Genomic DNA, 12,293 nt, shown 5'->3' with positions numbered 1-12,293 from the left:
GCGAATAGTTCTTCCTATTCGCCACTTCCTACTCGCTATTCGCCACTCCCTATTCGCTCAGTAATGATCTTCGAAGCGCTTGGCCAGCTCGTCGATGTTCTCCGGCGGCCAGCCCGGCACTTCCATGCCGAGATGCAGACCCATCTGGGCCAGCACTTCCTTGATCTCGTTCAGCGACTTGCGGCCGAAGTTCGGGGTGCGCAGCATCTCTGCTTCCGACTTCTGCACGAGGTCGCCGATGTAGACGATGTTGTCGTTCTTCAGGCAGTTCGCCGAACGCACCGACAGCTCGAGCTCGTCCACCTTCTTGAGGAAGGCCGGGTTGAAGGCGAGGTCCGGGATGATCTCCTGGGCGACTTCCTTGCGCGGCTCTTCGAAGTTGACGAAGACGTTGAGCTGGTCCTGCAGGATGCGGGCGGCATAAGCCACCGCGTCCTCCGGCGTGATCGCGCCGTTGGTCTCGATCGTCATGGTCAGCTTGTCGTAGTCGAGGATCTGGCCCTCGCGGGTGTTCTCGACCTTGTAGGAGACCTTGCGGACCGGAGAGAACAGGCTGTCGACCGGGATCAGGCCGATCGGCGCGTCCTCGGGGCGGTTGCGATCGGCGGCGACATAGCCCTTGCCGGTCGCGACCGTGAACTCCATGCGGATCTCGGCACCCTCGTCCAGGGTGCAGAGCTGCAGGTCGGGGTTCAGAACGACGATGTCGCCGACGGTCTGGATGTCACCGGCGGTGACCGCGCCCGGGCCCTGCTTCTTCACGACCATCCGCTTCGGGCCTTCGCCCTGCATCTTGATCGAGATGTCCTTGATGTTCAGCACGATGTCGGTCACGTCCTCGCGGACACCGGCGATCGAGGAGAACTCGTGCAGCACGCCGTCGATGTGCACCGACTGCACAGCGGCGCCCTGCAGCGACGACAGCAGGATGCGGCGAAGCGCATTGCCGAGCGTCTGACCGAAACCGCGCTCCAGCGGCTCGGCAACCACGGTGGCGAAACGGGTCGCGTCGGAGCCCGGCGTGACCTGGAGCTTGTTCGGCCGAATCAATTCTTGCCAATTCTTCTGGATCGTCACTGTTTCACCCATGGGCCAGTCATGGGATCTGACTGACTGGCGTTGGAGAACCGCGCTTCAGATCGCGGCAGTCGAAATGTCTCAAAAGCACGAAGAGGCGGACATGCTGTCCGCCTCTTTCAGATTAGACGCGCCGACGCTTGCGCGGACGGCAACCATTGTGCGGGATCGTCGTCACGTCGCGGATCGAGGTGACGGTGAAGCCCGCAGCCTGCAGCGCGCGCAGCGCCGATTCGCGGCCAGAGCCAGGGCCGGCCACCTCGACCTCGAGGGTGCGCATGCCATGTTCCTGGGCCTTCTTGGACACGTCCTCCGCCGCGACCTGCGCGGCATACGGGGTCGACTTGCGCGATCCCTTGAAACCCATCGTACCGGCGGACGACCAAGCAATGGTGTTGCCCTGTGCGTCGGTGATGGTGATGGTGGTGTTGTTGAACGACGAATTCACATGAGCGACGCCGGAGGCGATGTTCTTGCGCTCGCGACGGCGGACACGTGTGGCTTCCTTGGCCATATAAGTACCTTTCTTGAGATCTCAACGCCGCCGTAATGCCAGCGGCTACACCAAACGAGCGAATGGTAAATAGCGAATAGCGAGAAGGGCTCCCCCTACCCGCTATCCGCGCATTCGCAATTCGCCAATTACTTCTTCTTGCCGGCGATCGCCTTGGCCGGCCCCTTGCGCGTGCGCGCATTGGTGTGGGTGCGCTGACCACGCACCGGCAGGCCGCGGCGATGACGCAGACCGCGATAGCAGCCAAGGTCCATCAGCCGCTTGATGTTGATGCCGGTCTCGCGACGGAGGTCACCCTCGACGACGTAGTCACGGTCGATGATCTCGCGGATCTGCAGGACTTCCTGGTCGCTCAGCTGGTTGACGCGGCGATCTTCCGCGATCTTCACCTTCTCCACGATCTCACCCGCGATCTTCGGGCCGATGCCATGGATGTACTGGAGCGCGATCAGGACGCGCTTGTTGGTCGGGATGTTGACACCGGCAATACGGGCCACGGACTTCTCTCCTGTCGCCGATCCCAGGACGGACCGGCCTTCATTCTCGCTATCTCGGGCAGGTGTCCGCAAACGCGAACAAGACGCCCACCCCTCGATTCGTGGGGCCCGGCATCTCTGGGAAAACCATCCGACTTTGATGCGGGCTTATTAATGGATTCACACGGCGGTCGTCAACCGCCCCTACAAGATTCGATCACCTCGCCGCACGCTTTTTTGCAGCCTTTGCAGAGGTTTTGCGGGTTCCCCTGGTGGCCTTGGCGGCGGGCCTGGCAGCCTTCTTCGAAGCCTTGGAGGCCTTCTTCGGCGTCGTCTTGACTGCCTTTCTTGCGGTCTTGGCGGACTTCTTGACTGCCTTTTTCGTCGGTGCGGCTGCCTTAGGAGCCTTTTTGGCAGCCTTCTTGGCCGATTTTGCCGGCCCCGTCTTGCCCGGTGCCTTGGCGCTGCGCTTGGCCGGGCTCGCCTTCTTGGCCGCCCGGTTACCGCCGGTCTTGCCAACGGCGGCCAGGATCCGACCGATCTCCTCGGTCACCTGCTCGATCGGCATCATGCCGTCGACGGTCGCCAGCATCCGATGGTCGGAATAATAGTGGATCAGGGGTGCGGTCTGGTCGCGGTAGCTGGCCAGGCGCTTGGTGAGGACCTCCGGCGTGTCATCGGCCCGAACAGCTTCGCCGCGCGCGCGGGTCTCGGCGGCCCGGCGCTCGACGCGCTCAAGCAGCACACCTTCATTGACGCGGAGTTCGATCACCGCATCGAGCTTCATCTGCTTCTGCTTCAACAGCGCATCCAGCGCCTCGGCCTGCGGCACCGTGCGCGGGAAGCCATCGAGGATGAAACCATTGGCCGCGTCGGGCTGCTCGATCCGGTCCGCGATGATGCCGACCACGACCTCGTCCGGGACCAGACCGCCCGCCGCCATGATGTCCTTGGCCTTCAGCCCGATCGGCGTCTGCGCCGCCACCGCGGCGCGCAGCATGTCACCGGTCGACAGCTGGACGATGCCATACTGCTGCACGAGGCGCTGCGCCTGCGTTCCCTTGCCCGAGCCGGGCGGTCCCAGAAGAATGAGTCTCATCGAATTTCGCCCCCCGGCACACGGTGAGCGACCCTCCCGCACACCTTGTTCTTGGCTTTGTGGTTCCCGGGCCGCGATCCGCCGCTATCCGCGGCGGCGCCCCCGCAGCTTCGACTTCCTGATCAGCCCCTCATATTGATGGGCGAGCAGATAACCCTGAACCTGCGCCACGGTATCCATCGTAACGCTGACCACGATCAGAAGCGAAGTGCCACCAAAGTAGAACGGGACGGAAGCGTAGGAAATCAGAATTTCCGGGATCAGACACACGATCGCCAGATAGATGGCGCCGAGCACGGTGATCCGCGACAGCACGTAATCGATATATTCCGCGGTGCGCTCGCCCGGCCTGATGCCGGGGATGAATCCGCCGTGCTTCTTGAGGTTGTCCGCGGTCTCGGTCGGGTTGAACACGATCGCGGTGTAGAAGAAGGCAAAGAACAGGATCAGCGCCAGATACAGCACCAGGAACAGCGGCCGGCCATGACCGAGCTGCGTCGTGATCCACTGGAACCACTCGGGTCCCTTGCCGGCGTTGAAATTGGCGACCGTGGTCGGCAGCAGCAGCAGCGACGAGGCGAAGATCGGCGGGATCACGCCCGAGGTGTTCAGCTTGAGCGGCAGATGCGAGGACTGGCCCTCGAACATCTTGTTGCCGACCTGGCGCTTCGGATACTGGATCAGGAGCCGGCGCTGGGCGCGCTCCACGAACACGATGAAGGCGATCACGGCAACTGCCATCACGATGACAATCAGGATCAGGCCGGTCGACAGCGCGCCCTGACGTCCGAGCTCGAGCATGTTGGCGAGCGCCGAGGGCAGCTCGGCCACGATGCCGGACAGGATGATCAGCGAGATGCCGTTGCCGATGCCGCGCGAGGTGATCTGCTCGCCCAGCCACATCAGGAACATGGTGCCGCCGGTCAGCGTGATCGCGGTGGAGAGGCGGAAGAACAGGCCGGGATCGGCAACGACGTTGCCCGCGCCTTCGAGGCCGACGGCGATGCCGTACGACTGCACCGCGGCGAGAATCACCGTCAGATAGCGGGTGTACTGATTCAGCATCTTGCGGCCAGCCTCACCCTCTTTCTTGAGGGCTTCGAGCTGGGGCGAGACGGTGGTGAGCAACTGAATGATGATCGATGCCGAGATGTACGGCATGATGTTCAGCGCAAAGATCGCCATGCGGTGAATGCCGCCGCCGGCGAACATGTTGAACATGCCGAGAATGCCGCCGGCCTGGGTCCGGAACACCGAGTCCCAGATGTTCGGATCGATGCCTGGCAGCGGAATGTAGGTGCCGAGGCGGTAGACCAGCAGCGCACCGAGGGTGAACCAGATGCGCTTCTTCAGCTCATCGGCCTTCGCGAGCGCGCCGAAATTGAGGTTTGCCGCCAGTTGTTCCGCTGCTGAGGCCATGTCTAGCTTTCTCCCGCCGCCCTTCTTCACCGCATTGGGCCCCGCGAGGGCTCGCAGGGCCGGGCAGACGCCGGATATTATCTGGTGCGCGGGCGCGTTCTGTCCATTGCCCTGCCCTATCCGGCATGCGCCGGAGGCAGGGCAATGACGCAGATGTTACGCAGCCTCGCCTTCGTCCTTGGCTGGCGCCAGGAGCTTGACGGTGCCGCCGGCCTTCTCGACCGCCGCGATCGCCGACTTCGAGGCGCCATGCACCTCGATGTTGATCTTCGCAGTGAGCTCGCCACGGCCGAGCAGACGCACGCCGTCCTTCGGCCGCCGCAGCGCGCCCGACTTCACCAGCGCCTCGGCGTTGATCACGCTGCCGGCGTCGAGCTTCTTGGCGTCGATCGCCTGCTGGATCCGGTCGAGATTGATCTCGACGAAATCGAGCGCGAAGATGTTGTTGAAGCCGCGCTTCGGCAGACGGCGATGCATCGGCATCTGACCGCCTTCGAAGCCCTTGATGCGCACGCCGGAGCGCGCGGTCTGGCCCTTGCCGCCACGGCCGGAGGTCTTGCCCTTGCCGGAGCCGATGCCGCGGCCGACGCGCATGCGCTTCTTGCGCGCGCCGGCGTTGTCGGCGATATCGCTGAGCTTCATCGCCCTTCTCCTTACTTCTCGTCGACGATGCGGACGAGATGATGAACCTTGGTGATCATGCCGCGGACCGCCGGCGTATCCGGCAGCTCGGTCACGCGGCCGATCTTGTTGAGCTTCAACCCGATCAGCGTCTCGCGCTGCGAGTGATGCCGGCGGATCGGGCTGCCGATCTGCTCGATCTTGATCGTCTTGGCGCTAGCCATGGTGTTCACTCCGAGTTGCGCCATCCGCAGGACGACGCGCGTGCGTTAGTCGGCTGCTGCCTCGGCATCGCCACCGACGCGGCGGGCCTGCAGAGTCGACACCTTGATGTTGCGGCGCGCGGCGACCGAGCGCGGGCTATCCTGGTGCTTCAGCGCGTTGAAAGTCGCGCGCACCATGTTGTACGGGTTGGACGAGCCGATCGACTTCGCCACCACGTCCTGGATGCCCAACGTCTCGAACACGGCGCGCATCGGGCCGCCGGCGATGATGCCGGTACCGGCCGGAGCCGCACGCAGATAGACGCGGCCCGCACCGTGACGACCGAAGATGTCGTGGTGCAGGGTGCGGCCCTCGCGCAGCGCGACGCGGGTCAGGTTGCGCTTGGCGGAGTCGGTCGCCTTGCGGATCGCCTCCGGAACCTCACGTGCCTTGCCGTGGCCGAACCCGACCCGGCCCTTCTGATCGCCGATCACGACGAGCGCCGCAAAGCCGAAGCGCTTACCGCCCTTCACGACCTTCGCGACTCGGTTGATGTGGACGAGCTTGTCGACGAACTCGCTGTCGCGCTCCTCGCGCTCCTTGCGATCGCGACCGCCTCGTTCCCGTTCACCTGCCATGGTGCTATCCAATCTTCTGAGGGGCTCTGACGCCCATATCCATTGATGTTAGAAGCTCAGCCCGCTCTCGCGCGCCGCGTCGGCCAGCGCCTTGACGCGCCCGTGATAGAGATAGCCGCCGCGATCGAACACGACTTCCTTGATCCCCGCCTTCACCGCGCGCTCGGCGAGCAGCTTGCCCACCGCCTTCGCCGCGTCGATGTCGGCACCGGTGTTGCCGGCCGAGCGCATCTCCTTCTCCATCGACGACGCAGAGGCGAGCGTCTCGCCCTTCTGGTCGTCGATGACCTGAGCGTAGATGTGCTTCGACGAGCGGAACACCGACAGACGCGGACGGCCGCCCGCGGAGCGGCGCAGCGACAGCCTCACACGCTGCTTGCGCCGGGCATTCGTAACCTTGGCTCTCGACATGTCCGGCTCCGTTACTTCTTCTTGCCTTCCTTGCGGAAGATGAATTCACCCGCGTACTTCACGCCCTTGCCCTTGTAGGGCTCCGGCGGCCGATAGGCGCGGATTTCGGCGGCCACCTGGCCGACGCGCTGCGGGTCGATGCCCGTGACCGTGATCTCGGTGGGCTTCGGCACCGCGATCGTGATGCCTTCCGGGATCTGGTAGACGACGTCGTGGCTGTAGCCGAGCGCGAGCTGCAGGTTCTTGCCCTGCATCGCGGCGCGGTAGCCGACACCGGTGATCTCGAGCTTCTTCTCGAAGCCCTTGGTGACGCCTTCGACCAGATTCGCGATCTGGGCGCGAGCGGTGCCGTACAGCGAACGGGCGCGCTTGGTCTCGGCGCGCGGGGCAACCTTGACCTGGCCGTTCTCGAACTTCACGTCCACGTCGTCATGGACGATGAACTGAAGCTGGCCCTTCGGCCCCTTCATCTTGACGGTCTGTCCATCGACGGAGGCCGTCACACCGGACGGCACCGCCACAGGCTTCTTGCCAATACGTGACATGGCTCAATCCTTCTTAGAACACCGTGAAGAGAACTTCACCGCCGACATTCGCGTCACGCGCGCTATGGTCGGCCATGATTCCCTTCGGTGTCGACAAAACAGAAATTCCGAGCCCGTTGTTCACGCGCGGCAGGTTCTTCACCGAGGTGTAAACGCGGCGGCCGGGCTTGGAGACGCGCTCGATCTCGCGGATCACGGGCTCGCCGTCGAAATATTTCAGCTCGATCTCGATCTCGCTGCGGCCCGACGGATGCTCCAGCGTGGCATAGCCACGGATGTAGCCTTCGGACTTCAGCACCTCGAGCACGCTGGCGCGCATCTTGGAGCCGGGAGTCGAGACCTTCGACTTCGAGCGCATCTGCGCGTTGCGGATGCGGGTGATCAGATCGCTGATGGGATCGTGCGTTGACATGGTGCGACCCTCCTTACCAGCTCGACTTCACGAGGCCCGGGACCAGGCCCTTGGACCCGAGCTCGCGCAGCGCGATGCGGCTCAGCTTGTTCTTGCGATAGTTCGACCGCGGACGGCCGGTCAGCTCGCACCGGTTGCGGATGCGGGTCGCCGACGAATTGCGCGGCATCTCGGCCAGCTTCAGGGTCGCGGCAAAGCGCTCCTCCATCGGCTTGGACTTGTCGGCGATGATCGCCTTCAACCGGGCGCGCTTCGGGGCGGCGTTCTTCGTCATCCGCTTGCGCCGGTTGTTCTTCTCGATTGAACTCTTCTTTGCCATGCTTGGCTCCTGGGTATCCGCGTTTGAGAAGCTGTTCAGCGTCTCACTGCCGGAACGGGAAATTGAATGCGGTCAGAAGGGCACGGGCCTCATCATCGGTCGTCGCGGTGGTGCACACCGTGATGTCCATGCCCCAGCTCTCCCCGGCCTTGTCGAAGTCGATCTCGGGGAAAATGATGTGCTCCTTGATGCCGAGCGAGTAGTTGCCGCGGCCGTCGAAGCTCTTCGGGTTCAGACCGCGGAAGTCGCGGACGCGCGGCAGCGCGACGTTGATCAGGCGGTCGATGAACTCGTACATCTTGGTCTTGCGCAACGTGACCTTGCAGCCGATCGGCTGGTTCTCACGCAGCTTGAAGGTCGCGATGGCGACGCGCGAATAGGTCACGACCGCCTTCTGGCCGGCGATCAGCGACAGGTCGGCCGCCGCCGTCTCCGCCTTCTTGCGGTCGTTGACCGCCTCGCCGATGCCCATGTTGAGCACGACCTTGTCGAGCCGCGGCACCTGCATGACGTTGGCGTAGCCGAACTTCTCGGTCAGCTGGCTCTTGATCTGGCGATCATATTCCGTGCGGAGGCGCGGGGTGTAAGCAGTCTCAGCCATCGATCTCAACTCCCGAGCTCTTGGCAACGCGGACCTTCTTGCCGTCCGCCTGAATCTTGAATCCAACGCGCGTCGGCTTGCCGTCCTTACCGACATACGCGACGTTCGACAGGTTGATCGGCGCCTCCTTGGAGATGATGCCGCCCTCCTGGTTCTGCGTCTGCTTCTGGTGACGCTTCACCAGGTTGATACCGCGCACCAGCGCGGTGCCCTCGTCGGGACGCACCTCGAACACCTCGCCGGTGCGACCCTTGTCGCGGCCGGTCAGGACGATCACCTTGTCGCCCTTGCGGATCTTGGCAGCCATCACAGCACCTCCGGCGCAAGCGAAATGATCTTCATGTGGTTCTTGGCGCGCAGCTCGCGCGGCACCGGCCCGAAGATGCGGGTGCCGACCGGCTCCGACTGGTTGTTGATCAGAACGGCCGCGTTGCGGTCGAAGCGGATCACCGAGCCGTCGGCGCGGCGGATGTCCTTGCGGACGCGCACCACGACGGCCTTCATGACGTCGCCCTTCTTCACCTTGCCACGCGGAATGGCTTCCTTGATCGACACCACGATGATGTCGCCGACGGTGGCATAGCGGCGCTTCGAGCCGCCCAGCACCTTGATACACATGACACGGCGTGCGCCGGAATTATCGGCCACGTCGAGGTTGGTCTGCATCTGAATCATTGATGCACCTCGTCCTCTTCATCTGCTGCGCAGGAAAGCTGCGCCTTGTTTGATCCCGAAAGCGAAATGGGCCCTCTTCGACGAGGGCCGCTTCGCGCCTCAGGCGGTTTTCTTGTGCTCGCCCCGGACCACGGTCCAGCGCTTCAGCTTCGAGATCGGCTTGCTCTCCTCGATCCACACCATGTCGCCCGGCTTGAACTCGTTGTTCTCGTCGTGGGCGTGGTAGTTCTTCGAGCGGCGGATGGTCTTCTTGTAGATCGGGTGGGTGAAGCGCCGGTCGACGCGCACGACCACCGTCTTGGCCTGCTTGTCGCTGACGACAACGCCCTGGAGGGTCCGTTTCGGCATGTCGAGCCTCTTACTTCGTCTTGGCGCGCTGCTGCGCGGCGATGGTCTTGATACGGGCGATGTCGCGACGCGCCTCGCGCAGCCGAGCGGTGTTCTCGAGCTGGCCGGTGGCACGCTGGAAGCGCAGGTTGAAACGCTCCTTCTTCAGGTTGACGATCGCATCGTCCATCTGATCGGGGCTCATCGCGCGAATGTCGGCAATCTTCATCTCGGCCATGACCATTACTCCGCAATGCGTTCGACGAAGCGCGTCTTGATCGGCAGCTTGGCGGCCGCCAGCAGCAGCGCCTCGCGCGCGATCTGGGTGCTCACGCCGTCGATCTCGAACATCACCCGGCCCGGCTTGACGCGGGCCACCCACAATTCCGGCGAGCCCTTGCCGGAGCCCATGCGGACCTCGGCCGGCTTCTTCGACACCGGAAGATCCGGGAACACCCGGATCCAGACGCGGCCGGCGCGCTTCATGTGACGGGTCAAGGCACGACGGGCGGCCTCGATCTGGCGCGCGGTGACGCGGTCCGGCTCCATCGCCTTCAGCCCGAACTGGCCGAAGGCCAGCGTCGCGCCCGAGGACGCAACGCCGTGGATACGGCCCTTATGCGCCTTTCGGAACTTGGTCTTCTTTGGTTGCATCATGGCTTTGAGCCCTCAAACCTGTCTTGTCGCGGCTGATCGATCAGGCCGCGTCGCGGCGCGACCGCGGCTGCGAGCTCTCGCCGCCGCCTTCGTTCATCCGCTTGTCCTGTGCCATCGGATCGTGCTCGAGGATCTCGCCCTTGAAGATCCAGACCTTCACGCCGCAGGTGCCGAAAGTGGTGAACGCGGTGGCCACACCGTAGTCGATGTCGGCGCGCAGCGTGTGCAGCGGCACCCGGCCCTCGCGGTACCATTCCATGCGGGCGATTTCCGCACCGCCCAGACGACCCGAGCAGTTGATGCGGATGCCCTCGGCGCCGAGACGCATCGCCGACTGCACGGCGCGCTTCATGGCGCGCCGGAACGCCACGCGGCGCTCGAGCTGCTGCGCGATCGACTCGGCGACCAGGGTCGCATCGAGCTCGGGCTTGCGGATCTCGACGATGTTGATGACGACGTCCGACGAGGTGATGTCGGCGACACGCTTGCGCAGCTTGTCGATGTCGGCGCCCTTCTTGCCGATCACGACGCCCGGACGTGCCGAGTGGATCGTGACGCGGCACTTCTTGTGCGGACGCTCGATCACGATGCGGGCGACGGCCGCCTGCTTGAGCTCCTTGTGCAGGATCTCGCGGATCTTGACGTCTTCATGCAGCAGCTTGCCGTACTCGGCCTTGCCAGCGAACCAGCGCGAATCCCAGGTCCGGTTGATGCCGAGACGCAGACCGATCGGATTGATCTTTTGACCCATCGTATTCTCCCAGCGCCTGCTTTAAGCGCTCGCCTCGACCTGACGGACAATGATCGTCAGCTGCGAAAACGGTTTGAAAACTCGGCCCGAACGGCCACGGCCGCGCGGCGAGAAACGCTTCATCACGATTCCCTTGCCGACGAAAGCCTGCGAAACGACGAGATCGTCGACCTCGAGCTCGTGATTGTTCTCGGCATTGGCGATCGCCGATTCCAGGCACTTCTTGACGTCGACCGCAATCCGCTTGCGCGAGAACTGCAGGTCGGCGAGGGCTGCCGACGCCTTGCGGCCGCGGATCATCTGCGCCACCAGGTTCAGCTTCTGCGGGCTCACCCGAAGCATCCGGGCCACAGCCTTGGCCTCGTTTTCGGGGAGGCTCCGTTCGCGCTTTGGTTTGCTCATCGCTTAATCCTCAAGCCTTCTTGGCTTTCTTATCGCCCGAATGGCCGTGGAAGGTGCGGGTCGGCGAGAACTCGCCGAACTTGTGGCCGACCATCTCTTCGTTGATCGCCACCGGCACGTGCTTCTGGCCGTTGTAGACGCCGAACGTCAGGCCGACAAACTGCGGCAGGATGGTCGAGCGGCGGCTCCAGATCTTGATGACGTCGTGACGGCCGGACGCGCGCGCCGCATCTGCCTTCTTGAGCAGCGACGCCTCGACGAACGGGCCTTTCCAGACTGAACGAACCATGTCCGTCGTTCCTTACTTCTTCCGCTTGTGGCGGCTCAAGAGAATGAATTTGTCGGTCGACTTGTTGGTGCGGGTCTTCTTGCCCTTGGTAGGCTTGCCCCACGGAGTGACCGGGTGACGACCGCCCGAGGTACGGCCTTCGCCGCCGCCGTGCGGATGGTCGATCGGGTTCATCGCGACACCGCGGTTGTGCGGGCGACGACCCATCCAACGCTTGCGGCCGGCCTTGCCGATCGAGGTGTTCATGTGGTCCGGGTTCGACACCGCACCGATGGTGCCGCGGCAACGGCCGTGCACCAGGCGTTGCTCGCCCGAGTTCAGGCGGACGATCACGTAGTCCTGGTCGCGGCCGACGATCTGAGCATACGTGCCGGCCGAACGCGCGAGCTGGCCGCCCTTCCCGATCTTGACCTCGATGTTGTGCACGATCGTGCCGACCGGCATGTTGCCGAGCGGCATGACGTTGCCCGGCTTCACGTCGACATAGTTGCCGGCGACGATGGTGTCGCCGACCGCCAGGCGTTGCGGCGCCAGGATGTAGGCGAGCTCGCCGTCCTGATACTTGACCAGGGCGATGAAGGCGGTGCGGTTCGGATCATACTCCAGCCGCTCGACGGTGGCCGGAACGTCGACCTTGTCGCGCTTGAAGTCGACCGTACGATACGACTGCTTGTGGCCGCCACCGAGGAAGCGAACCGTGATGCGGCCGGTGTTGTTGCGACCGCCGCTCGACTGCTTGCCTTCGGTCAGCGCCTTGACCGGCTTGCCCTTGTACAGGGCCGAACGATCGACCATCACCAGCTGGCGCTGGCCCGGCGTCGTGGGATTGAATGTCTTCAGTGCCATGGCAGCTCAG

The 12,293-nt window shown here is 63.9% G+C and carries 22 protein-coding genes; all 22 read right to left on the bottom strand.

Going from position 1 to position 12,293, the window contains the following annotated elements:
- Positions 1-57: 57 nt before the first annotated feature.
- A complete protein-coding gene (locus QX070_RS14065; protein WP_315737606.1) occupies positions 58-1,089 on the bottom strand; it encodes a DNA-directed RNA polymerase subunit alpha in 1,032 nt (343 codons plus the stop codon).
- Between the two features lie 112 nt (positions 1,090-1,201).
- Positions 1,202-1,591: a 30S ribosomal protein S11 gene (gene rpsK, locus QX070_RS14060; RefSeq protein WP_012045029.1), complete on the bottom strand. Its 390-nt coding sequence runs from the start codon at positions 1,589-1,591 to the stop codon at positions 1,202-1,204.
- A gap of 128 nt (positions 1,592-1,719) precedes the next feature.
- The gene (rpsM, locus tag QX070_RS14055; RefSeq protein ID WP_006611860.1) at positions 1,720-2,088 is read right to left on the bottom strand and encodes a 30S ribosomal protein S13; all 369 of its coding nucleotides are present in this window, start codon (positions 2,086-2,088) and stop codon (positions 1,720-1,722) included.
- Between the two features lie 196 nt (positions 2,089-2,284).
- Positions 2,285-3,166, bottom strand: coding sequence for an adenylate kinase (locus QX070_RS14050; RefSeq protein WP_315737605.1), 882 nt, complete (start codon positions 3,164-3,166; stop codon positions 2,285-2,287).
- 84 nt (positions 3,167-3,250) lie between these two features.
- Positions 3,251-4,585: a preprotein translocase subunit SecY gene (secY, locus tag QX070_RS14045; protein WP_315714557.1), complete on the bottom strand. Its 1,335-nt coding sequence runs from the start codon at positions 4,583-4,585 to the stop codon at positions 3,251-3,253.
- A 156-nt stretch (positions 4,586-4,741) separates the two neighbouring features.
- Entirely contained in the window at positions 4,742-5,227 is a 486-nt protein-coding gene (rplO, locus tag QX070_RS14040) for a 50S ribosomal protein L15 (protein WP_315737604.1), read from the bottom strand.
- A gap of 11 nt (positions 5,228-5,238) precedes the next feature.
- On the bottom strand, positions 5,239-5,430 hold the full coding sequence (gene rpmD, locus QX070_RS14035; RefSeq protein ID WP_006611856.1) for a 50S ribosomal protein L30: 192 nt from the start codon (positions 5,428-5,430) through the stop codon (positions 5,239-5,241).
- Between the two features lie 45 nt (positions 5,431-5,475).
- Entirely contained in the window at positions 5,476-6,048 is a 573-nt protein-coding gene (rpsE, locus tag QX070_RS14030) for a 30S ribosomal protein S5 (RefSeq protein WP_006611855.1), read from the bottom strand.
- Positions 6,049-6,096: 48 nt separating this feature from the next.
- Positions 6,097-6,459: a 50S ribosomal protein L18 gene (rplR, locus tag QX070_RS14025; RefSeq protein ID WP_006611854.1), complete on the bottom strand. Its 363-nt coding sequence runs from the start codon at positions 6,457-6,459 to the stop codon at positions 6,097-6,099.
- 11 nt (positions 6,460-6,470) lie between these two features.
- The gene (rplF, locus tag QX070_RS14020; RefSeq protein ID WP_172108074.1) at positions 6,471-7,004 is read right to left on the bottom strand and encodes a 50S ribosomal protein L6; all 534 of its coding nucleotides are present in this window, start codon (positions 7,002-7,004) and stop codon (positions 6,471-6,473) included.
- Positions 7,005-7,017: 13 nt separating this feature from the next.
- Positions 7,018-7,416 carry a 30S ribosomal protein S8 gene (rpsH, locus tag QX070_RS14015; protein WP_315714559.1) on the bottom strand — a complete coding sequence of 133 codons (399 nt, stop codon included), beginning with the start codon at positions 7,414-7,416 and terminating at the stop codon, positions 7,018-7,020.
- Positions 7,417-7,429: 13 nt separating this feature from the next.
- Entirely contained in the window at positions 7,430-7,735 is a 306-nt protein-coding gene (gene rpsN / locus QX070_RS14010) for a 30S ribosomal protein S14 (RefSeq protein ID WP_315737603.1), read from the bottom strand.
- 43 nt (positions 7,736-7,778) lie between these two features.
- Positions 7,779-8,336, bottom strand: coding sequence for a 50S ribosomal protein L5 (rplE, locus tag QX070_RS14005; protein WP_315737602.1), 558 nt, complete (start codon positions 8,334-8,336; stop codon positions 7,779-7,781).
- On the bottom strand, positions 8,329-8,643 hold the full coding sequence (gene rplX / locus QX070_RS14000; protein ID WP_315737601.1) for a 50S ribosomal protein L24: 315 nt from the start codon (positions 8,641-8,643) through the stop codon (positions 8,329-8,331). The genes rplE and rplX overlap by 8 nt, the downstream gene beginning before the upstream one ends.
- Positions 8,643-9,011, bottom strand: coding sequence for a 50S ribosomal protein L14 (gene rplN, locus QX070_RS13995; protein ID WP_006611848.1), 369 nt, complete (start codon positions 9,009-9,011; stop codon positions 8,643-8,645). Before rplN ends, rplX begins: the two co-directional genes overlap by 1 nt.
- Before the next feature lie 99 nt (positions 9,012-9,110).
- The gene (gene rpsQ, locus QX070_RS13990; protein ID WP_008963469.1) at positions 9,111-9,359 is read right to left on the bottom strand and encodes a 30S ribosomal protein S17; all 249 of its coding nucleotides are present in this window, start codon (positions 9,357-9,359) and stop codon (positions 9,111-9,113) included.
- Between the two features lie 10 nt (positions 9,360-9,369).
- Positions 9,370-9,576, bottom strand: coding sequence for a 50S ribosomal protein L29 (gene rpmC, locus QX070_RS13985; protein ID WP_006611846.1), 207 nt, complete (start codon positions 9,574-9,576; stop codon positions 9,370-9,372).
- Between the two features lie 5 nt (positions 9,577-9,581).
- Entirely contained in the window at positions 9,582-9,995 is a 414-nt protein-coding gene (rplP, locus tag QX070_RS13980) for a 50S ribosomal protein L16 (RefSeq protein ID WP_315737600.1), read from the bottom strand.
- A gap of 40 nt (positions 9,996-10,035) precedes the next feature.
- Entirely contained in the window at positions 10,036-10,746 is a 711-nt protein-coding gene (gene rpsC, locus QX070_RS13975; RefSeq protein ID WP_012045041.1) for a 30S ribosomal protein S3, read from the bottom strand.
- Positions 10,747-10,767: 21 nt separating this feature from the next.
- A complete protein-coding gene (gene rplV, locus QX070_RS13970; protein ID WP_315714562.1) occupies positions 10,768-11,148 on the bottom strand; it encodes a 50S ribosomal protein L22 in 381 nt (126 codons plus the stop codon).
- Between the two features lie 10 nt (positions 11,149-11,158).
- On the bottom strand, positions 11,159-11,437 hold the full coding sequence (gene rpsS / locus QX070_RS13965; RefSeq protein ID WP_006611842.1) for a 30S ribosomal protein S19: 279 nt from the start codon (positions 11,435-11,437) through the stop codon (positions 11,159-11,161).
- Positions 11,438-11,449: 12 nt separating this feature from the next.
- Positions 11,450-12,283, bottom strand: coding sequence for a 50S ribosomal protein L2 (gene rplB, locus QX070_RS13960; protein ID WP_006611841.1), 834 nt, complete (start codon positions 12,281-12,283; stop codon positions 11,450-11,452).
- Positions 12,284-12,293 lie beyond the last annotated feature (10 nt).

Origin of the sequence: Bradyrhizobium sp. SZCCHNR1093, from assembly GCF_032381175.1 — a bacterium.
In the GTDB taxonomy this organism is placed as follows: Bacteria; Pseudomonadota; Alphaproteobacteria; order Rhizobiales; family Xanthobacteraceae; genus Bradyrhizobium.
Note: the sequence above shows the minus strand (reverse complement) of the source record. Positions and strands in the feature narration are given on the sequence as shown.